The following is an 18,752-nucleotide window of genomic DNA, read 5'->3' on the forward strand; positions in this document are numbered from 1 at the left end:
TGTCCGTCACTAGGCTATCGGACATGAACCAACGGCAGCAGACCGCACCTGAGGGGACCTTGGCCGGCTTTGACTCCCCCATTTGAGGGGGCTATGTTGAAAGAGCGGCAACCCAAGAGCATCAGGACGATCAAATGAAGTTGGGGTTTATTCTGGAAGATCACGCAGGCGCTCAGGATTGGCTGCGCGACGTGCTCAAGGAAGTTTTTCCGGAGATTTCGGTGACCGTTGCCAACCGGCTCACTGAGGCAAGGGATAAACTGTCTCACCTTCAACAGGCGGATCTTGAGCCGGACATTGCTCTGATTGATCTCAGCCTGCCAGACGGTAATGGCATCGACTTTATCCGCGACCTGCGCGAGGCGGTGCCCGAGTGCCTCTGCATCGTGATAACCATCCACGACGACGACCGCCATGTGTTCCCGGCACTACGGGCGGGCGCCAGGGGATACCTGCTGAAACAGCAATCCCAATCCGAGCTGGCTCGCCGGTTGGCGGGTATTATTGACGATGAGCCGCCACTGTCGCCGTCGGTGGCCAGGCGGGTTCTGGCAACCTTTGCACCGCCGGATACCATCGCACAGCCGGACCTGACCCCGCGTGAGCAGGAAGTACTGGAACTGATTGCCAGAGGCTTCACGCTGGCTCAGGTTGGCCAGGCCCTGGGCATTACCCGCCACACAACCGCCGGTTACGTGAAAACCGTGTATCGCAAGCTGGAGGTGTCCTCCCGGGCGGAAGCCACCCGGGAAGCCATGCGCATGGGTATGATCGACAGCTAGGCTGCCGGCAGCGTCAGCTCCACAGCAAAGCCGCCTTCCGCCAACACCCAGCAATCAACACGACCGCCCAGGTCCTCGGCACGAACCTGCATGGTTCTGAGGCCGTGCCCGTCACCCTGGCCATCCAGGGTCTCGCCTTTGCCGTTGTCGGAAACCCGCACGAGAAGATGGTCGCTATCACGACTCCACGTTACCTCTACCCGATCAGCATTGGCGTGTTTGATGATATTGGAAATTGCTTCCCTGAGAATGCGCGCGATATTGGCAGCAGCCCGGGCCGAAAGCTCCTGGTCAGACAGCCTCATGGGATCTGCCTGCCAATCCAGTTCGATACCCGAGTCCGTCAGCCGCTGGCGTATTTCACCCTCACAGCCGTTGGCCACCTCCAACAGACTGGCTGGTGTCCCTGCAGTGGTATCTACCAGCCCATGCAGGTCCCTCAGGGCCGATCGGGCCACCTCGCGCACCGTTCCTGTGTCCGTGGCGTACACGAGGCTCAGCAACCGGGCACCCAGATCGTCATGAAGATCCCGCATGATTCTGCTGCGCTCCTTCTTCGCCCCCGCATCACGGGCCTGCAGCGCCTGCAACGCCTTTCCAGTAAGGTCATACAGCAGGTTCGCCACCCGCATATCCTCCTTGGTAAACAGCCGGGCCCCATTGCTGGCAAATTCCAGGCTCGCCCGCCGGGTATCACCCGGTAGCGCAGGCAGCTCCATCAACACACCGTCTGCCGATACTGCCACCGCGGCCTTTTTATCCGGCGCATCGGGCATCTCCAGACTGAGTGGCTGAAACGTCATGCGCAGCAGATCCGGCCAGGCCCTGCGAACTTCCGCTTCCGTAGAGGCAGAAAAAAGCTTATCCACCAGCTCCCTGAGAGCCTCGTTCAGAGAAATGCTGGAACGCTGCCCGAATCGATCCCAAAGCCATTGCCGCAATGGAAAGTAAAGCCAGCCCGCAATGGCAAGCGAAAGAGTCAGCGCATAGGTGCTGGTCAAACCAACGCCCATGATCAGGATCGCATCCAACACCAGCACCATCAGCCCCCCGGCAAACCAGAGCCAGGTCTTGAACCACCATCGCTCAATATCAAACAGGCGATAGCGCACCAGCCCCGCCGCGATGCCAAGGTACAGAATCAGGTAGGCGCCGAACCCCACCAGCAGCGGCACGAGCGGGGGGTGGCCGAAGGCTGGCGGTATGATCACCAGCCCCATCAGCAAAACACTGCCCAGGAAAATTGCCAATACACACCATTTCAGGGCAGCGCGTTCGAGGGGGCGACCTTTCGAGGCCACCCATTGGGCACCCGCAAAGCACAAGCCAAGCACATAACCGACGACAATAGGCAGGTAGACCGTCACCTGGGCGCTTTCGCCCACCTGGAGTTCGCTCAGAACCCACATGATCAGTGCGATGCAAATCATCAGTGCCGGAACGGGAAAACGGGCAAGCGGGCGCGGATACACCCAAAACAGGGAGACCAGGGAAGCGTTCACCATGAGCGTGGCCAGGTGGTTAACCGCAGAAACCACCGCAAACACATCGCCACTCAGCACAAACTCCCGATCGCCGTAGATGGCAAGAGTCAGGGTGTTCACCATGGTTGCTACGCCGGAAAGCGCGTAAAGCCGGGTCGCTGCGCTTTTCGGGCGGAAGGCCCAGATGCCAACCGCCACCATCAAAGCAATCAGCCCGTAAAAGGTGTGAATCGAAAAGCCGCCCGAGAGCTGATGCCACGGCGTATCGATGGCCACAGCCGGCACCTGGTCACCGGATGCGAGAACAAACCGTGCCCCGCCTGAGTGCAGCGCCTGATCCAACTCGGTCTGGCGCTTCATAAACAGATTAAGATCGGTGTGGCTTAGCAGGTCTGGTTCTTCCATCACCAGATTGCCATGCAGCGGGATTTGCCGACCATCCGCCGCTTGCAGCCCCACAATTATGCTGCCCACCCGAATAACCCCGGCGTTCGGTGAATCCGGGTGCACCCGATCGACCCGGAGCCCTTCCGGCCCATCATGGGGCGAAAGCTCGAGCCCCAGCCAGGGCGACGACAGCGCGACCTGCGCTGAGATGGCAATGGCCGCCAGGGCCACGACGGCAATCAGCAGAAACCGCTGCCTGGGTGCCATCTGAAATCCTCCACAATCCCTATAGATTGCTTTTCAGATTAGCCACCCAAGGGAGGATTTGCGACACCCTGAATGAGGGGGACTGTTTTCCCACGTTAACGTCGATCCAGTGAAACAAAACTGATGATTCCGGTTCTAAAACCAGATAGCACGGCGCAGAATTCCAAAATGCCTGAAATCCTTCGGGGAAATCGATATGAACAGACAACTGACCTTCATCACCCTCGTATTCTTCTTGACCGCCAGCGCCTGGGCCTCTGAGCCTGCCGTCTACACCGGCCTGCTGAGCAATACCGGGGCGGGCGGCTACGACACAGTCAGCTACTTCGAAACGGGAAAACCAGCCAAAGGCTCGCGCGAATACACCACAGAGCACCTGGGCGTAACCTGGCGATTCGCGAGTGCGGAGAACCTGACGCGCTTCGAAGCCAATCCTGAACGCTACTTGCCTGCCTACGGCGGCTACTGCGCCTGGGCGGTTGCCCAAGGCTACCTCGCCAAAGGCGACCCTCAACACTGGGCCATCCGCGATGGCCGGCTGTATCTCAACTACAATGAGTCAGTTCAGGATCGATGGCTGAAGGACACAGAGGGCTTCATTCGACAGGCAGACGCAAACTGGCCAAAGATTCTGGAATAACGAATAGAATTGGTCTCGGTTTAATCTCAAACACGCCGGTGGTAGCAGCCCGCCAGCGGTCTGCCCCGCTGCAAATACCGTACTACTCAGGATGAATTTTAAATCAGGATCGGGGTGTCTTATGGAATACGAACACGCTATTGTGAAATTTGAAGGCGACGTTGCCGTTCTGCTCTGCAACGGCTGTGGCATCAAGATCACAGAGGGCACCAAGCACGAGGACCGTGAGCATTACTGCACCATGTGCATGAGCGGGAATTGCAAAGCGAAATTCAAAAAAGGGAACTGAAACCACCGCGTCAAAGCGGTGCCATCGGCAATGAGTGAAACAACCGACGATAAATCAACATCCGCGCCACCACCCGCAAAGAAGGGCTTCAGTGGCTTACACGTCTTTGGCATTGTCCTGCTCACCATCGTTGCCACGGCAGGCATTGGTTACTGGTGGTTAAGCCACTATGTGTTCCCAGACAACTTCGAACCCGTAACCCTGAATGCCAGTGAACAGGATTCACTCAACAGCAAATTGAACACCCTGGGGATTGACACCCAAGGTGGTGGATCTGCCGGCCCGTTAAAGCCAGAGCCCTACAGTGAGGAAGGTGCCAGCCGGGAGGTACGCTTCAGCGAGCGGGAACTCAATAGCATGCTCGCCAACAACACGGATCTGGCTCAACGCCTCGCCGTCGATCTCTCGGACGATCTTCTGAGCGCGGTGCTTCTCGTACCTTTTGAAAAGGGTTTCCCTGTACTCGGCGGCAGAACGGTGCGGGTAAATGCAGGAGTTGAACTCTCCTTTGCCAACGGTCGCCCGCTGGTTAAGTTAAAGGGAGTGAGCCTGATGGGCGTTCCCATCCCCAACGCCTGGCTGGGCAACCTCAAAAACGTGGATCTGGTCAACGAGTTCGGTGCCAGCCCGGGGTTCTGGCAATCCTTTGCAGCCGGCGTGGACTATATCCAGGTCCAGGATGGGCGGTTGCTCGTTCGGCTCAAAGAGTAGCCTCTGACGTGTTTCGTGGCCAACTCAGAAGCAGATCGTATGCCCTGATTCAATTCTGCGTCATAAGCTCATAGGGCCGCTCCAGCGCACAACGTATATCGCCAATAGAAAACACCCTGGCGAATTCCGCGAATCGCTGCCCGCCAAAGCCTCTTCTGAACAGACCTTCTGCATAACTACATCCTGATGAGCATGACCGGTTTAATCTCCAGCGCCTGCCGCGCAAACTCGGCATCCGGCCAGAACAACAGCCAGCCGAGCACCGCAAGATTGAGAATCACATAAACCCAGAAGACCACCTGAAACGAGGTTTTGCGGGTTTTATGACGAAAGAATTGCTGGCCCACCAGCGCACCCGGCCAGCCACATAGAAGCTCAAAAAGGTGTAGCCGTCCCTCCGGCACGCGCCGGTTACCACTCTCGGCGGCTCCTTTGTCGATCGCGTACATCAAAAAGGTAACCAGGCTCATCACCCCATAAGCCACCGGCAACAGAACCGGCACATAGCCCAAAAGATACAACGTCGACACCGCCCCACCGACTGCAGCAGCAATCAACAGCGCAACCCATACTCCGGGCGCGACCGCTGCGCGGTGCCGTGCGACGCCGGCGTACTGGAAACTGGCCGCTCTTAACCGCCCTTTCTCGTCTTTGGTCTGCGAGTAAACGACCTTACGGCTGGCCGAGGGCCTGCCCTGCCCCTTGTAGGCGCTGATGTGAGCAAACAGACGCTCGCCCCCGTTTTCCGGCGTGATAAAACCGAAGCCCTTGGCATCGTTCCATGAGGTGAGAAACCCCTTTTGATTCACTTATTTCTTCCCTGAATAGTTAGTTTTGTGCCTGACACAAAAAGCCCGCAGCACTGGAACAGACTCCAGAGCGGACTTTCCGTGATACTTCACGAGATTTTACTCCGGTTACCCCCTCAGTTCATAGCAAGCTCACCAACGCTAAGCTTGCCACTACAACCAGGAAAATTTCCGGCCATTACATGGATGTTTTATCCCCTTCGGACATTCCATCCTTTTTCATGGCGTCTTTTTCCATACCCTCTTTTTTCATGTCCTCATCCATCATGCTTTCGGTCTTCATCCCGTCATGCATGGTGTCCATGGTGTCGGACTTCATGGAGTCTTTGGCCATGCCGTCTTCTTTCATGTCGTCCTGCATCATGGTGTCGTCCATTCCCTTGTTGCCCTTGTCCATGTCGTCCGCATGGGCCGGGGCCATCAGGGCCAGGGTGGTACCGAGGGCCAAAAGCGTCGCTGTCAGGCTTTTCATTGTGCATTCTCCTTATTGGAAATAGTGTCTATTCGACACTGCCGCCCCCATACCTGAAGACCAGCAGCATCAGAATGCAGACTAAGCAGGAACGCTTACGCGGCCGTCACGGCTGGGTAAAAAGTCGATCAAGGAAAGGTCACAAAACCGTCACGGGGGACCAGGCGGATTTCGTATCTCCCTATATCGCCGTCTCCATAAGCATGCTAAAAGACTCCTCCCGGCAATAGCCCGGGCATTCTCCCCATCAGGATCTCAGCATGTCAGACAAATTTTTCTTCAAAGGCCGGCAGGACGCACGCCAGCACCACACCGCTTACGGCGGCTTTCAGACCAACGCCAGCCAGAAGAGTGGCAGCAAGAAATACCCGCTTACGCTGGTGGTAACCAGTGACGCGCGCAAGCAGGAAGTCGAAGCGCAGGTGGCCAGGGCAAAGCTGTACGCAAACATTTCGGTGGATACCCGCGAGGGCGCCGTTGAGTCCATTACCGAGCTCACTGCTATCCTGACCAAAGGCGGGACGGTTACCACGGTAAAATCGCCTTCACGTAACGATATCTGCAACTGCGGTAGCGGGCTCAAATTCAAGAAGTGCTGCGGCTGATAACCGGCGGAGACGGGGGAAATGGCTATGATTGTTTGCGGCGTTGAGCTTACCGGCAGTGATGCAGTGGTGTGTTTGCTGAATATGGACCGGGGGCAGTTCAATTTGCCGGAATGCAAGGTGCGCAAACTGTCACTGCCAAAAAACCATAGCCGTGAAGACCTGAAGCAGTTCCAGGCGGCCTTTGCGGCATTAATGGCCGAGTACGGCGTGACTCACGTCGCGATCAAAGAGCGAATGCCCAAAGGCAAATTTGCCGGTGGTGCTGTCAGCTTCAAAATGGAAGCGGCCATTCAACTGATCACCGATATCGAATTGACGGTGACCCTGCTGCCCTCCGCTCTCATCAAGTCCACACTGGCAGCCAATCCGCTGCCCATTGCGTTTGCAGAGACGGGGTTGAAGGCCTTCCAGGAAGCGGCCTTCGTTTCCGCCTATGTAGGGCAGCTAAAGAGCCAATGACTTCCCGGCTATCGGAAGCTCGAACGCGGTTCACTCAGCGTTCTTGGAGCGGTGAGCCGGTGCGATAACTGTCTACCGCTCAATCATTTCAACAATCTCATGGGACGACTGCGCCATCGGCTCAAAATGCGCCTGCTCGCCCGCGGTGAGCACGGAAACATGGCGTACCTGATAGATCGCATAGGTGGCGAGCAAGCCCAGAACAACGGCCATGTAAACAGGCATGCCCTGAGGGCCCACCAGATTCATAATCAAACCCACGAGCAGAGGCGCCAGGGCAGCGCCCACAATGGTGAGGCTCATCAACAGCCCCACCTCCGACAACCCGAATCCGAGCTCGCTCGCGTACAAAGGCGCCATTGCCCAGAAAGCGCCCATGGCCAGGCCGGAGAGCGCCGAGGTAGCAACGGCCAGCGGCGCAAAGCCGATGATTTTCTTCAGACTGCTCTTAGCCCGCTCGGGAATGTGGGGTTGGCTGCGACTACTGATGGTGATGGGCAGCAGCGCCCAGCAACTGAGGATGGCCGACACCGAAAACAGCACAAACAGCTCGCCCGGGCTCAGCCTGAGCAGTTGCTGAGCCAGGGCAATTCCCCCAAGGTTGACCACCATATACATGGCGAAGACCCGCCCGCGCTCGTGCTTCTCAGCGCGGGCGTTTAGCCAGCTCTCCGTTACTGTCATTAGGGTGACCAGGGACAATCCTTAAAGGAAGCGAAGCGCCATCCATGCCCAGGGATCAACCCACAGGGAGTGCAGCAGCGCGATGGACGCGCACACCGCCGCGCAGAAGGCAAAGGTACGGATATGGCCCATGCGGCGGATCAAACGGCCACTGATAAAGATGCCGCAGGCGAACCCCACGAAAAACCGGACATGATGACGCCGATCCGTGCCGTGGAAAAACCCTGCTCATTGGCCGTGACCGCCAGCAGCGTATTCAACAAGCCACTGCCGAGCTGTAATAGCGCGACACTCGCGAGAATTGCACCAATAGGGCGCATTAAAGTCCAGATACACACCTCCCTGCCCTGAAATGAAAGGGCTTGTTTGCCTCAGACAGCAAGCACTTGGGGTGTGTTGTTCAGTTGTTGTATCGCCCTGATCGCCGTGCCACTGCTTACTGGCCTGCAATCGCTGCGCCATAGGTGACGCTGTTAATCCGATTCCGGTATGAAAGCTGCAACGCATTCCTTATCTGAGCAAAAGTTTCGATAGGAGCAGACTATGTTACTGGCCACCGATCTCGATGGTACTTTTCTCGCGGGTGATCCCGATAACCGCCTCAAGCTCTACCGACTGGTTGCCGCCCACCCCGAAATAGACCTGGTATTCGTGACCGGTCGCGGCCTGGAATCCGTGCTGCCGCTGCTGTCCGACCCCACCATTCCGCAGCCGGACTACATCATCTGTGACGTCGGCTGCACCGTGGTTCACGGCGAGACCCAGCAGGCCATCCAACCGCTGCAAGGCGAGATCGACGAGCTCTGGCCGGGCGAACAGATGATCGAAGACGCCCTGCTCCCCTTTGACGGCCTGCAGCGACAGGAAGTCCCCCAGGAACGCCGGGTGTCCTATTTCTGCGACGGCGATGTGGTCACTGACGAGATGGTCGCCCGCATCGAGGCGCTGTCCTGCAATGCGCTCTTCTCCAACCACAAGTACCTGGACATCCTGCCCCGGGGCGTGAACAAGGGGCGTACCCTGTCACGACTGGTGAAACACCTGAACGTCGACCCGGAATCCGTGCTGGTGGCCGGCGACACCCTGAATGACCTGTCGATGTACGAGCACGGCTTCAAAGGCGTGTGCGTGGGCGAATCTGAGCCCGACCTGCTGGACGCTACCATGCACAAGGCAAGGGTTCTTCACGCCGGGGCAACCGGCTGCGGCGGTATCCTTGAGGCGTTCGAACACTTCGGGTATCTCGGCCATCTGGGCATTGAAGCGGAAGCGCCGGACTACATGAACCGGGGCAAATCCGACCTGGTGATCGTGTACCACCGCCTGCCCTACGAAGAAGTAGTGGAAAACGGCGAACTGATCCGCCGTCGCCCCAAATCCCCCAATGGCATCATCCCCACGCTGCTGAGCTTCTTTGCCGACGGCAAAGCCGGCTCCTGGGTGGCCTGGTCCATTGACGACCCGGACCTGGGCCCGTTCCAGACCCACACCGAAGTGGATACCGACCGCTACGAAAAACTTGTGGCCGCGCGCGTGCCCCTAAGCAAAGACGACGTCGAGATTTTCTACAAGCGGTTCTCCAAGGAAGCCTTCTGGCCCACCCTGCACACCTTCTGGGAACGGGCCACCTTCCACGATGATCACTGGCAGGTGTTCCTCAAGGTCAACAAGCAGTTTGCGGAGCGCGCGGCCGAGGAAGCCGCAGAGAACGCGGTGGTGTGGATTCACGACTATAACCTCTGGATGGTGCCGGCTTATCTGCGCGAGATTCGCCCGGACCTGACAATTGCCTTTTTCCACCACACCTATTTCCCCTCGGCGGACGTGTTCAACGTGCTGCCATGGCGCCGTGAAATCGTTGGCAGCCTGTTGCAGTGCGATCACATCGGCTTTCACATCCCCAGGCAGGCCGAAAACTTTGTGGATGTGGCTCGCGGTGTCACCCCCCTGGAAGTCACTCAGAAAGCCGGCTGTGCGCCCCGGTTCCTGACCTATGGCTGCGCCGTCGGCCTTGATGAGATGAGCACCGAAATCAAGGTGAATGATCGCAAGATCGGGCTCGGCGCCCACCCGGTGGGGCTGGATCTGAACCGGGTGCGCAATGCCCTGGCGGACCAGAGCGTAAAAGAACGAATGGAAATCTTGCGTGAAGAACTGATGGACGTTCGGTTGATTCTCTCGGTCGAGCGCCTGGACTTCACCAAAGGCATCATCGAAAAACTGGATGCCTACGAACGCATGCTCAACGAGCACCCGGAGCTGAAAACCAAAGTCACCCTGATGATGGTCTGCGTGCCGGCGGCCGCAGGGATGACCATCTACGAGGAACTGCTTTCGCAGATCGAGCAGACGGTCGGTCGCATCAACGGCCAGTTCGCGCAGGTGGGCTGGACGCCCGTGCAATTCTTCTTCCGCGCCCTGCCGTTCGAGGAACTGGTTTCTTACTACACCATGGCGGACGTGATGTGGATTACCCCGCTGCGGGACGGCCTGAACCTGGTGGCCAAGGAATACATTGCCACCCAGGGCCTGACCCAGGGCAGTGGCAGGCTGGTGCTCTCGGAATTCGCCGGCGCCGCCGCCGAACTGCGCGGTGCCATCCTGGCCAATCCCCACCACCCCCAGGACCTTGCCGACACCTGCTACTACGCCCTGGCCATGAGCCGCAGCGAAGCACAGAATCGGCTCAGCGAGGCCTTTGAAGTGGTCAGCCGTTACGACATCGATTACTGGGGGCGGGAATTCATCGACACCGCCGAACAGCGCCGCGCCACCAAACTGAAGAAAATTCTGCCCATTGGTCATTGCGCCGCCTGAACGGAGGAAACCACACCATGTTGCTCAAAAATGCGGTGCAGCTGATCTGTTACCCGGACCGGATCGGCAACAATCTGAAAGACCTTTACACCGTGGTGGACACGCATCTGTCCGAGGCCATCGGCGGGCTGCACATCCTGCCGTTTTTTCCCTCCAACGCCGATGGCGGCTTCTCGCCGCTGACCCACAAGGAAGTGGACCCGAAGGTGGGCACCTGGGACGACATCGAAGCCTTTACGGCAAAGTACGATCTGTGCGTGGATCTGACGGTTAATCATATCTCGGACGAATCGCCGGAGTTCACCGACTTCATTGCCAACGGCTTCGACTCGGAATACGCCGATCTGTTTGTGCACGTGGACAAATTCGGCGAGATCTCACCGGACGACATGGCGAAGATTCACATCCGCAAGGAGAAAGAACCCTTCCGGGAAGTGACCTTGTCCGACGGCACCAAAACCCGAGTATGGTGTACCTTCACCGAGCAGCAGATCGACCTGAATTACGAATCCGACCTGGCCTATCAGCTGATGGAAAGCTACATCGGATTTCTGACATCAAAAGGGGTTAATCTGCTGCGGCTGGACGCCTTCGGATACACCACCAAACGGATCGGCACCAGCTGCTTTCTGGTGGAACCGGAGGTGTATCAGATCCTCGACTGGGTCAACCAGGTTGCCTTGAAACACGGGGCGGAATGCCTGCCGGAAGTACACGACCACACCAGCTACCAATACGCCATCAGCCGGCGCAACATGCACCCCTACGGCTTTGCCCTGCCGCCGCTGCTGCTGTATTCACTGCTGGACGCCAACAGTGTGTATCTGAAGAACTGGCTGCGCATGTGCCCGCGCAACATGGTCACCGTGCTGGATACCCATGACGGCATCTGCATTCCCGATGTGGAAGGCGTTTTGCCGGATGAGAAAATCAAAGTACTGATCGACAACATCGACGCCCGCAGCGCGGACCCCATCATGCGGCGCTCAGCGGCCAACATTCACAGCGTGGGTGCCATCTATCAGCTCACCTGCACCTTTTATGACGCGCTGATGCAAAACGACGACGCCTATATCGCCGCCCGGGCCATCCAGTTTTTCACCCCGGGCATCCCACAGGTTTACTACGTGGGGCTGCTGGCCGGCTGTAACGATCACGAACTGATGGAACAAAGTGGCGAGTTGCGAGACATCAATCGGCATTACTACAGCCTGGAAGAGGTGGAGCAGGACATCCAGAAACCGGTGGTGCAAAGACTGCTGAACCTGATGAAATTCCGCAGCAACTACCCGGCCTTTGATGGGCACTTCGAACTGAACTATTCCAACAACTCAAGCGTGGCCATGGCCTGGCGCCATGGCGACTATTACTGCCACCTGTTTGTAGACCTGAACTTCAAAACCGTGAAGGTCACTTATACCGATGTGGAAACGGGGGAAACCCGACACCTGGAGTGCTGACCGAGGCGCTGGATGCGCATCGGGCTCACCTGATCATACCCCTGGCCTGCCTTCGCATCAGCGCAACACAAAAACCAGCAGGATCAGGACCAGGGTTATATTCAGTCCCCAGATAACCAAAGAAAGCCGCCGCCGCTGAGTCAGCCGCTGGATTGGATTAGTCATAGCTGAACCGCTCCGAGAGAATCCGGTGAGCGGGTGTGCCCCGCTGGATAAGATGATCCTCAACAACATCCATCATGACCGCCGGGCCGCACATCACAAACACCCAGTCACGGAACTCCAGCTCTGAAAAGACGCGATCCATCAGCTCGCCATCAATGGAAATGGAGAAAGGGTGTTCCTTCATCGAGAAAGGGCTTTGCCCCACATTCAGCCAGGCGAATTGCCCGGCCCGGTAATCCAGACCACGGTGACCGTTGGGGGTCACGGTCACTTCCCATTGCTTTGGCGTCAACCGGACCACGGACGTCACGCGCCAGGGGCGAGCCTTCTGCAGCCAGGGAACCACCAGGTACACCATCAGCAGCGACCCAATCGCCACACCCGTCATGGCCAACTACACCCAGGTCATCACCGGCTGCGATCCGTAACGCCCGGCATACACGGTATGGTGCAACAGAAGTACCGCGATCAGCAGCGCGCCAATCCCGTGTAACAGGCGCCATGTCTCGTATCGGTAGCCCAGCTGGGTGCGCCCGATGGCCATGACAACAAGGCCGGTAAGCAGCAGCCAGGCAACAATGCCTGTCGCCAGATCGGAGAAATCAGTCGTGAGCGTCAACTGGCGCGTGGGGGCCCATGGGCGCTGCCCTCCTGTCGGCGTTCCCTGGTAAAGAAACGGGTGCAGCAGAGCAAAAGCGAGCGCCGTGCGAGCCATGACCTGGTGAAACCGCATGGTCACATCCATGCCCACGTCATTTGAAATGGCCCGGAAACGCCCGGACAGGATGAACTCCACGAGGATCATCGAGAAGGCAAGAATGCCAAAGCCGGAGGCCAGTTCCTGGTGGAACTGGCGTGGTGGACCTCCCACCCATGCGGACAGGAGCAACGGCAGGGTGACAGCGGCAAGGTAAGCAACGATCAGAAAAAGCGGTTTCATCTGGCTAGTTTGCTTCCCTTCCTTTGGTCATTCAATCTACCCAACTTCAAAGCCTGCCAGAAACCCTCACCCCGATGGGGTCACGTGGCATGGAGTGGAATGTCAATCTCAGTCGACGTAAGGCCCTTCCAGTATAGCCCTTGAACACGGAGATAGAGCCTGGTGCTTCAATCAGAGCGCATCTCTCGCATGCGCATTGGCATGCGGTCGATACGGCGGAAAATAGCGTCGAGATCGAGACTGGGCTCTCGGCTTTTCATACCGCCGTCCTTGCCGATCAACAGAACCCTCTCATCCGAACGGAACTGGTCAAGCAGAGCCTTGATCTCGCTCTCTAGACTGCTCGAAACCCCATCCTGATTTGAAACCAGGTCTGCGCCGGTGTATACAAACCAGACGATATCACGGTCATCTACTTCGGCCCGGGCACTCCTGAGCGTGTCAATCTCGCCGGCATTCTCATCTGTGGCTTGCACCAGAATCAGTCGGTTTTTCCACTGATAGTCGCTCAGGCTGTTCATGCCGGCCCCTTGAGTAGTCAGTGTGATGAGTAAAAGCATCAACGTCAGAATGGTGCGATTTTTGTTGACGGCTAAGTTGAAGCTCATTTGCTTGCTCCCGTTATCGTTCTCCCTGTAGAGCTACGAGAGTTTGTGCTCAGTTGATCAGGCGAACTGCCTGAGTGGATCGTGAAACCAGTGGCGATTACCAGATAAGCGGCTGCAAAGACTTCGACAAATCAAAGCCCAACTGCTGGGCGACCAGTGCGCCGGGCCAGTGACAACACAGCTCGAACAGGTGCAGCGTGTTTTCCGCGATGCGCTGACCGCCCCGCTTTGCTGACCGCTTATCAAAATACCCAAATCGGGTATTTTTGTACCCAATTTGGGTTTCGAATGCTTCGACTGGATTTTATTGGCTCAATGAGGTGAGCAGCCCTGGATTCGATGCAAGAGTTTGACGATACGTTCTTCAATCGCCCGTTAGCCTGAGAACGGCCTCCTCGATCTCTTCTGCAATTTTGAGAACACTCTGAACCAAGGCAGGGCTCAGGTCGATCTCCCCTTCATATTCCGCCAGATTTCTCTTTTTATGGGCTTGATCAAGCACCCGCCATTTCGCCGCCGACAACCCCAGGGTGTGTTGTAAACATTGAAAGACGAGATAGCGATTGTCCGACCGATAACCGCAATGCCGTAAAGCGGCGAGTGACAGCGCATGTGCAGCGTTATACGAGAGATCAAAACGGCTTTCGATGCTAAGCGATTCAAAACGTGCATCGTTCAAACGAACGGTCCCAGAGCGTATCAATCCTTTGATTTCTTCTGCATCGGGAGGCTCCCGATGGAGCTTATTAATCTTGACCAGATTGTCGAGAGATTCCGAATTCATCCAAATTCCCTTTAAGTAGGATGTAAGGCCCATCCAGGACCCTGGTAAGGAAAGATTGCTGTTTCACAATACGGCTTCTGAAGTCGCTTCGAGTATACACCGTAGGATTAATTGTCCGAGCGAGCGAACGTTCTGCCGGATCAAGGGTCTCGAAAATATCTTCCAGACTCACAGTGTCGGATACTAGCAAGAGATCAACATCGCTTCCCGCGTGATCAACACCCTTCGCCACCGAGCCGTAAAGCAACGCGATATCAATCTCAGGGTACAGAGGTTGCAACGCAGCATCGATCTGAGATTCTGGGCCGAGCAATTTCGTCACCAGAGAGGCGAGCTCAAAGTAAATCGGGGATTCTCGATTTACTCTGTAGCGCTTTTGCCGGCCTCGATGATCTTGAAAAACGAGTCCGCAATCGACCAGCCGCGCTACCTCTCGTTGCACTGCACCAGACCCTGCGCCAACCGCATCAATTACCTCACGTAGAGCAAATTCGGCATCGGGCCTCAAGAAAAAAAGCTTTAAAACCTTTTGCCGGGTCGCGGGGAAAAGCGCTTCCGCCATTCCCATTTGCTTCGAAAGCTGTTGATTTCCCATACAAACCCCGAAATACCCAATTAAGGTACAATTATACCCAAAATGGGTCGGAAAGCACCTCTCTAAAACTGTGGCTGAAGAAACCACAGAAAACCTCTGCGACATTGGCGCCGGGGACTGCATCGTTGGCATCTCCGGGTTCATCTTCAGCTCGAAAGAGCCCGAAAGGAAAAGCCGATTCCATGGCCTCAAAAACCGTATCAATATCCTTTTCAAGCACCCGCTCGACGTGAATGTGGAACATACCTACTCCTCAAAAACGCCCTGTCTTGAACGCTACGCTTACGCCTTGTCAAAAGAATGGGGGATGTTTTTCAGAAGCTCGGCGTTTGTGGGGTACTTCTCAAGCAGCTCCACCAACTTTTTTGTGCCCTCTAGCGGTTTGAGACCGCCAAGCGCCCGGCGCAATGCTCTTATTTTGTCTAAATCTTTTGGATCCAACAGCAGCTCTTCACGGCGTGTACTGCTTTTCGAAATATCCAGCGCGGGAAAAATTCGCTGATTCGCAACGTCTCTCGATAACACCAGCTCCATGTTCCCCGTGCCCTTGAATTCCTCAAAGATAACCTGGTCCATGCGGCTGCCCGTATCCACCAGAACGGTTGCCAGAATGGTCAGCGAGCCGCCATTCTCAATGTTTCGTGCAGCGCCAAACAACCTCCGCGGGATCTCCATCGCTCGAGCATCCATCCCGCCAGACATAGTACGACCGCTGCTCTTTCGCTCCGCATTATGCACACGCGAAAGCCTCGTGAGAGAATCAATCACAATCATAACGTTGTGACCCTCGCCCGCTTGTTGGCGAGCGATATCAAGAAGTTCATCGGCAACGCGAACGTGATGAGCATAGCTTTCATCCGAAGAAGAAGCGTGTACCTCAGCCGGGACGCTACGCCTGAAATCAGTGACCTCCTCGGGTCGCTCATCTATCAATAACGCGTAGAGTTTAATCTCGGGATACGCCTTTCCCACCGCCTGGCAAATATGTTTTAAAACCGTCGATTTTCCAGACCCCGGCGGCGCAACGATCAAACCTCGCTGCCCCATGCCAATCGGCGTGATCAAATCCATCGCGCGCACCGTGAGCTGTTCGGAACCCAACTCCAGGCGAATCCCCGGCGCGGGATTGATAGCCACAGCATTTAAAAAACGTTTTTGTGGATCAGCCTCACTTTCAACCTCAACCTTAGCTTCGGTTTCCGTAGCCACTGGTTTAGGGTCTTTTTTTCGTGTTCCGGTTAAACCTAATGTCTTTCTCGTCATGATTGTTTGATAGCTCTTGTTTGATAAATATTTTTCGAAAAACACCGCCCAAGGCAAAACACCAGCGTGCACAAAATACGTCTGTCCCAATTTTCACTCATCCGAACGGTCACAAAGGAACGTGAAAACAGGCTGGCGAGTATGACCACGCTGCACCATTTCTGCTACCTCCAAAATACTGGATGCTATCCTGCAGTTTCATCAGCTCTATGAGGCACCCATGACGAAGCCAAAACGAATCTACCTCGCCGGCCCGGAAGTTTTCTTCCCCGCAGCTGAACATCAGGCCATCGTGGCCGAGAAAAAACGCCTGCTTCAGGAAAACGGACTGGAGGGCGTAGACCCGCTGGATACTGAACTGGCGCTGTCCGCCAACGAGGCGAAATTCAGGCGCGGGCATCGGATCTACCGGGCCAACCGGGAACTGATGGACAGCTGCCAGGCCATCATCGCCAACCTGACCCCCTTCCGCGGCATCAGCGCGGACCCGGGCACCGTCTTTGAGGTGGGTTACATGATCGGACAGGGTAAACCCGCCTTCGGGTTTACCCTCGAAAGCCGATATTACCGGGAACGAGCAGGCGCCACCGACCTGGACGAACTGGGCCATACCATTGAAGACTTTGAAATGAGCGACAACCTGATGATCGAGGGCGGAATCTACAGTTCCGGTGGCCAGCTCTTCGTGGCAGAGCAGCCCGGCGAACACCGGTACTTTTCGGCCGAGCTGTTCCGTCGTTGCGTGAGGGCGATAAAAAAATAAATCTGTCCCGGTTTCCCCCAAGCTAGCTCGTGGTGACGAAGTGCAGGCGTTGCTACAGTGAAACAAGACCACCGGTTTGCCGTATCCACTACCTAGCAGCGAAAGCCGGCAGCACAGGAAGGGAAGAATCCATGAGCAAAAAGATCGATCTCTACAGTAGCTCGTACAGCAATTACTCGCTGGAAACCTACAGCGAGGTCCGGCTGGAGACCTATGGCGAGGATTATGGGCAAACCAGCTGGGTTTCGACTGAAGAATCCCACGAGATACCCGAGTTACTTCAGCTGACATCGGATTCATCGGTCCTGGACATAGGGTGTGGATCTGGCGGGTACGCTGTCGGCCTGGCAAAGCGTATAGGCTGTAGGGTTCTAGGGTTCGAGATAAATGAATCGGGCGTGAAAACGGCGAATGCGTTGGCCGAAGATGAGAAGGTCAGCGACCTCGTGAAATTCGAGCAACACGATGCGTCTGAAGAATTGCCCTATGAAGATGATTCGTTCGACGCCATCTATTCCACGGATGTCCTGTGCCATGTCCCTCGTCGGCGAGAAGTTCTCTCCAACACACAACGGTTGCTAAAACCTGGTGGGAAATTCGTCTTTAGCGACGCTTTGGTGATTGGGGGACTGATTTCCTATGAAGAGCTTGAGAATCGATGCCCAGACGGTCTGTATTTTTTCAGCCCTCCCGGCATCAACGGTAAGCGACCGGTAATCCCATCTTGAGTCAGACGTTGCCTTCGTGAAGATAGTGTCCAGTGGACAAATGGCTTGAAAAATCGCCCAGAGCTTGTCTTTTTGTTCTAGAAATATGGGCGGCGGTTTATTTGCGCCTCTTGTGTCGTTACCCTTCTCAAGATAAGCGCAAATTCTATACCTATCAGCAATCGCCGTGTTAGAGCTGATTTCAAGACGTTTTCAGATTTGCACTAGCTGTAAAAGCGAAAGTCGTTCTTTTTCTCCCGTTTCACGGCATACATGGCCATGTCTGCCCGCTCTATCAGCGTTTCCGCCTCATCACCGTTTTCAGGGTACAGTGCAATCCCGATGCTGGTTCCGATAGAAATGCCAAGGTCGCAGCCCTCAAAACGAAAAGGGGCTTCGAGCGAGGTCAAAAGTTTGCGTGCGACCGTTGCGGCATCCTTTTTTTCATCAAGCGAGGGCAACAGAGCCATAAATTCATCACCACCATAGCGAGCAAGCGTATCCCCTTCTCGCAAACAATGTTTCAGACCGGATGCGACTTTCTGCAATAGTTGATCACCAATCCCATGCCCGTATGCATCGTTTATCGCCTTAAAATTGTCGAGGTCGATAAAAAACACAGCAAACTTTTGCCTATTACGCCTCGCCTGACTGACAGCCAACCTAAGTCTGTCCATAAACAAGTTTCTATTAGGCAAATCGGTCAATGAATCGTGAGAAGCACGAAACTCCATTAATTCCAGTGCCTGTTTGCGCTCAGTTATGTCCCGGGCAATGCCCAAAAAAGGAGGATCCTCTGGAGAAAAGGTTGCTTGAGTTAGCGCGGTATTCACCTCAAGCGTAGAGGTAAGGATAATATCAAAGTCCTTATGACCGACTCCTCCACTGTGGGTCTTAAGCTTGATCTCTTGGGTTATTGGCTCGCCAGCCTCGGCCCTCTCAAAGAACAGTGGAAGCTTCGCAATGTGATCTTCATGAACGAGCCGGGAAAGCGGTTGACCAATTAACTCCTCCGCGGGCAATCCCGTAAGGCTCTCGACTTTATGGTTCAGATATTT

The 18,752-nt window shown here is 55.9% G+C and carries 24 protein-coding genes; 11 read left to right on the plus strand and 13 right to left on the minus strand.

Features of this window, described 5'->3' with window-relative positions:
* Positions 1-134 precede the first annotated feature (134 nt).
* Positions 135-782 (plus strand): response regulator, encoded by a 648-nt coding sequence (locus KYE_RS08810; protein ID WP_008172487.1) that lies wholly within the window; start codon positions 135-137, stop codon positions 780-782.
* Here the strand turns inward: KYE_RS08810 and KYE_RS08815 are convergent.
* Positions 779-2,920: an ATP-binding protein gene (locus KYE_RS08815; RefSeq protein ID WP_008172488.1), complete on the minus strand. Its 2,142-nt coding sequence runs from the start codon at positions 2,918-2,920 to the stop codon at positions 779-781. The two genes, KYE_RS08810 and KYE_RS08815, sit on opposite strands and share 4 nt — an antisense overlap.
* Positions 2,921-3,116: 196 nt before the next feature.
* On the opposite strand from KYE_RS08815, the gene KYE_RS08820 reads away from it, so the two are divergent.
* From KYE_RS08820 to KYE_RS08825, 3 genes are all read left to right on the plus strand, one after another.
* Complete coding sequence (locus KYE_RS08820) at positions 3,117-3,560, plus strand: YHS domain-containing (seleno)protein (RefSeq protein ID WP_008172489.1); 444 nt, start codon at positions 3,117-3,119, stop codon at positions 3,558-3,560.
* Between the two features lie 121 nt (positions 3,561-3,681).
* Positions 3,682-3,849, plus strand: coding sequence for a hypothetical protein (locus KYE_RS21625; RefSeq protein ID WP_008172490.1), 168 nt, complete (start codon positions 3,682-3,684; stop codon positions 3,847-3,849).
* Between the two features lie 30 nt (positions 3,850-3,879).
* A complete protein-coding gene (locus tag KYE_RS08825) occupies positions 3,880-4,560 on the plus strand; it encodes a hypothetical protein (protein ID WP_008172492.1) in 681 nt (226 codons plus the stop codon).
* Positions 4,561-4,736: 176 nt separating this feature from the next.
* Here KYE_RS08825 and KYE_RS08830 read toward each other — a convergent pair whose 3' ends face one another.
* Entirely contained in the window at positions 4,737-5,369 is a 633-nt protein-coding gene (locus KYE_RS08830; RefSeq protein ID WP_008172495.1) for a DUF1294 domain-containing protein, read from the minus strand.
* 178 nt (positions 5,370-5,547) lie between these two features.
* On the minus strand, positions 5,548-5,841 hold the full coding sequence (locus KYE_RS08835; RefSeq protein ID WP_008172497.1) for a hypothetical protein: 294 nt from the start codon (positions 5,839-5,841) through the stop codon (positions 5,548-5,550).
* A gap of 260 nt (positions 5,842-6,101) precedes the next feature.
* Between KYE_RS08835 and KYE_RS08840 the strand changes: the two genes are divergently transcribed.
* Both KYE_RS08840 and KYE_RS08845 read left to right on the plus strand, forming a co-directional pair.
* Positions 6,102-6,446, plus strand: coding sequence for a PBPRA1643 family SWIM/SEC-C metal-binding motif protein (locus KYE_RS08840; RefSeq protein ID WP_008172500.1), 345 nt, complete (start codon positions 6,102-6,104; stop codon positions 6,444-6,446).
* 27 nt (positions 6,447-6,473) lie between these two features.
* The gene (locus KYE_RS08845; RefSeq protein WP_039881956.1) at positions 6,474-6,908 is read left to right on the plus strand and encodes a DUF3010 family protein; all 435 of its coding nucleotides are present in this window, start codon (positions 6,474-6,476) and stop codon (positions 6,906-6,908) included.
* A 72-nt stretch (positions 6,909-6,980) separates the two neighbouring features.
* Here the strand turns inward: KYE_RS08845 and KYE_RS08850 are convergent, their stop codons facing one another.
* A complete protein-coding gene (locus KYE_RS08850) occupies positions 6,981-7,592 on the minus strand; it encodes an MFS transporter (protein ID WP_008172503.1) in 612 nt (203 codons plus the stop codon).
* A gap of 69 nt (positions 7,593-7,661) precedes the next feature.
* On the opposite strand from KYE_RS08850, the gene KYE_RS22245 reads away from it, so the two are divergent.
* The 3 genes from KYE_RS22245 to gtfA all read left to right on the plus strand — a co-directional run bounded on the left by KYE_RS22245 (position 7,662) and on the right by gtfA (position 11,869).
* Positions 7,662-7,943, plus strand: a complete 282-nt coding sequence (locus KYE_RS22245; protein WP_227497796.1) for a hypothetical protein — start codon at positions 7,662-7,664, stop codon at positions 7,941-7,943.
* 192 nt (positions 7,944-8,135) lie between these two features.
* Entirely contained in the window at positions 8,136-10,409 is a 2,274-nt protein-coding gene (gene ggpS / locus KYE_RS08855) for a glucosylglycerol-phosphate synthase (RefSeq protein WP_008172505.1), read from the plus strand.
* A gap of 17 nt (positions 10,410-10,426) precedes the next feature.
* Positions 10,427-11,869: a sucrose phosphorylase gene (gtfA, locus tag KYE_RS08860; protein ID WP_008172506.1), complete on the plus strand. Its 1,443-nt coding sequence runs from the start codon at positions 10,427-10,429 to the stop codon at positions 11,867-11,869.
* A gap of 157 nt (positions 11,870-12,026) precedes the next feature.
* Here the strand turns inward: gtfA and KYE_RS08865 are convergent, their stop codons facing one another.
* The 8 genes from KYE_RS08865 to rho form a co-directional block, all read right to left on the minus strand.
* On the minus strand, positions 12,027-12,422 hold the full coding sequence (locus KYE_RS08865; protein ID WP_008172508.1) for a hypothetical protein: 396 nt from the start codon (positions 12,420-12,422) through the stop codon (positions 12,027-12,029).
* Positions 12,423-12,428: 6 nt separating this feature from the next.
* On the minus strand, positions 12,429-12,974 hold the full coding sequence (locus tag KYE_RS08870; RefSeq protein WP_008172509.1) for a ferric reductase-like transmembrane domain-containing protein: 546 nt from the start codon (positions 12,972-12,974) through the stop codon (positions 12,429-12,431).
* Positions 12,975-13,141: 167 nt separating this feature from the next.
* Positions 13,142-13,582 (minus strand): DUF4174 domain-containing protein, encoded by a 441-nt coding sequence (locus KYE_RS08875; protein ID WP_008172511.1) that lies wholly within the window; start codon positions 13,580-13,582, stop codon positions 13,142-13,144.
* A gap of 97 nt (positions 13,583-13,679) precedes the next feature.
* Complete coding sequence (locus KYE_RS21950) at positions 13,680-13,859, minus strand: DUF1294 domain-containing protein (protein WP_081467527.1); 180 nt, start codon at positions 13,857-13,859, stop codon at positions 13,680-13,682.
* Positions 13,860-13,946: 87 nt separating this feature from the next.
* On the minus strand, positions 13,947-14,366 hold the full coding sequence (locus KYE_RS08880) for a hypothetical protein (RefSeq protein WP_008172514.1): 420 nt from the start codon (positions 14,364-14,366) through the stop codon (positions 13,947-13,949).
* Positions 14,329-14,961, minus strand: a complete 633-nt coding sequence (locus KYE_RS08885; protein WP_039881949.1) for a nucleotidyltransferase domain-containing protein — start codon at positions 14,959-14,961, stop codon at positions 14,329-14,331. Before KYE_RS08885 ends, KYE_RS08880 begins: the two co-directional genes overlap by 38 nt.
* Before the next feature lie 31 nt (positions 14,962-14,992).
* Positions 14,993-15,205 carry a hypothetical protein gene (locus KYE_RS08890; RefSeq protein WP_008172517.1) on the minus strand — a complete coding sequence of 71 codons (213 nt, stop codon included), beginning with the start codon at positions 15,203-15,205 and terminating at the stop codon, positions 14,993-14,995.
* A gap of 38 nt (positions 15,206-15,243) precedes the next feature.
* Positions 15,244-16,314: a transcription termination factor Rho gene (gene rho, locus KYE_RS08895; protein WP_008172519.1), complete on the minus strand. Its 1,071-nt coding sequence runs from the start codon at positions 16,312-16,314 to the stop codon at positions 15,244-15,246.
* Positions 16,315-16,444: 130 nt separating this feature from the next.
* Here rho and KYE_RS08900 point away from each other — a divergent pair, with 130 nt between their 5' ends.
* Together KYE_RS08900 and KYE_RS08905 are read left to right on the plus strand one after the other, a co-directional pair.
* Positions 16,445-16,987: a nucleoside 2-deoxyribosyltransferase gene (locus tag KYE_RS08900; protein WP_008172520.1), complete on the plus strand. Its 543-nt coding sequence runs from the start codon at positions 16,445-16,447 to the stop codon at positions 16,985-16,987.
* A gap of 131 nt (positions 16,988-17,118) precedes the next feature.
* Positions 17,119-17,715 carry a class I SAM-dependent methyltransferase gene (locus KYE_RS08905; protein ID WP_008172521.1) on the plus strand — a complete coding sequence of 199 codons (597 nt, stop codon included), beginning with the start codon at positions 17,119-17,121 and terminating at the stop codon, positions 17,713-17,715.
* 203 nt (positions 17,716-17,918) lie between these two features.
* Here KYE_RS08905 and KYE_RS08910 read toward each other — a convergent pair.
* Positions 17,919-18,752: sensor domain-containing diguanylate cyclase (locus tag KYE_RS08910; RefSeq protein WP_008172522.1), on the minus strand; the 834-nt coding region annotated here is incomplete at its 5' end.

It is taken from the genome of Marinobacter manganoxydans MnI7-9, from assembly GCF_000235625.1.
Classification (GTDB): domain Bacteria; phylum Pseudomonadota; class Gammaproteobacteria; order Pseudomonadales; family Oleiphilaceae; genus Marinobacter; species Marinobacter manganoxydans.

What these genes read in the sequence shown, in the direction of transcription:
- gtfA (WP_008172506.1), top strand. Translation starts at nt 10,427, where the DNA reads ATGTTGCTCAAAAATGCGGTGCAGCTGATCTGTTACCCGGACCGGATC.
- KYE_RS08825 (WP_008172492.1), top strand. Translation starts at nt 3,880, where the DNA reads ATGAGTGAAACAACCGACGATAAATCAACATCCGCGCCACCACCCGCA.
- KYE_RS08840 (WP_008172500.1), top strand. Translation starts at nt 6,102, where the DNA reads ATGTCAGACAAATTTTTCTTCAAAGGCCGGCAGGACGCACGCCAGCAC.
- KYE_RS08905 (WP_008172521.1), top strand. Translation starts at nt 17,119, where the DNA reads ATGAGCAAAAAGATCGATCTCTACAGTAGCTCGTACAGCAATTACTCG.
- KYE_RS08815 (WP_008172488.1), bottom strand. Translation starts at nt 2,920, where the DNA reads ATGGCACCCAGGCAGCGGTTTCTGCTGATTGCCGTCGTGGCCCTGGCG.
- KYE_RS08865 (WP_008172508.1), bottom strand. Translation starts at nt 12,422, where the DNA reads ATGACGGGTGTGGCGATTGGGTCGCTGCTGATGGTGTACCTGGTGGTT.
- KYE_RS21625 (WP_008172490.1), top strand. Translation starts at nt 3,682, where the DNA reads ATGGAATACGAACACGCTATTGTGAAATTTGAAGGCGACGTTGCCGTT.
- KYE_RS08835 (WP_008172497.1), bottom strand. Translation starts at nt 5,841, where the DNA reads ATGAAAAGCCTGACAGCGACGCTTTTGGCCCTCGGTACCACCCTGGCC.
- KYE_RS08850 (WP_008172503.1), bottom strand. Translation starts at nt 7,592, where the DNA reads ATGACAGTAACGGAGAGCTGGCTAAACGCCCGCGCTGAGAAGCACGAG.
- KYE_RS08820 (WP_008172489.1), top strand. Translation starts at nt 3,117, where the DNA reads ATGAACAGACAACTGACCTTCATCACCCTCGTATTCTTCTTGACCGCC.
- KYE_RS08810 (WP_008172487.1), top strand. Translation starts at nt 135, where the DNA reads ATGAAGTTGGGGTTTATTCTGGAAGATCACGCAGGCGCTCAGGATTGG.
- KYE_RS08900 (WP_008172520.1), top strand. Translation starts at nt 16,445, where the DNA reads ATGACGAAGCCAAAACGAATCTACCTCGCCGGCCCGGAAGTTTTCTTC.
- KYE_RS08885 (WP_039881949.1), bottom strand. Translation starts at nt 14,961, where the DNA reads ATGGGAAATCAACAGCTTTCGAAGCAAATGGGAATGGCGGAAGCGCTT.
- KYE_RS08845 (WP_039881956.1), top strand. Translation starts at nt 6,474, where the DNA reads ATGATTGTTTGCGGCGTTGAGCTTACCGGCAGTGATGCAGTGGTGTGT.
- ggpS (WP_008172505.1), top strand. Translation starts at nt 8,136, where the DNA reads ATGTTACTGGCCACCGATCTCGATGGTACTTTTCTCGCGGGTGATCCC.
- KYE_RS08870 (WP_008172509.1), bottom strand. Translation starts at nt 12,974, where the DNA reads ATGAAACCGCTTTTTCTGATCGTTGCTTACCTTGCCGCTGTCACCCTG.
- KYE_RS08875 (WP_008172511.1), bottom strand. Translation starts at nt 13,582, where the DNA reads ATGAGCTTCAACTTAGCCGTCAACAAAAATCGCACCATTCTGACGTTG.
- KYE_RS08880 (WP_008172514.1), bottom strand. Translation starts at nt 14,366, where the DNA reads ATGAATTCGGAATCTCTCGACAATCTGGTCAAGATTAATAAGCTCCAT.
- KYE_RS08890 (WP_008172517.1), bottom strand. Translation starts at nt 15,205, where the DNA reads ATGTTCCACATTCACGTCGAGCGGGTGCTTGAAAAGGATATTGATACG.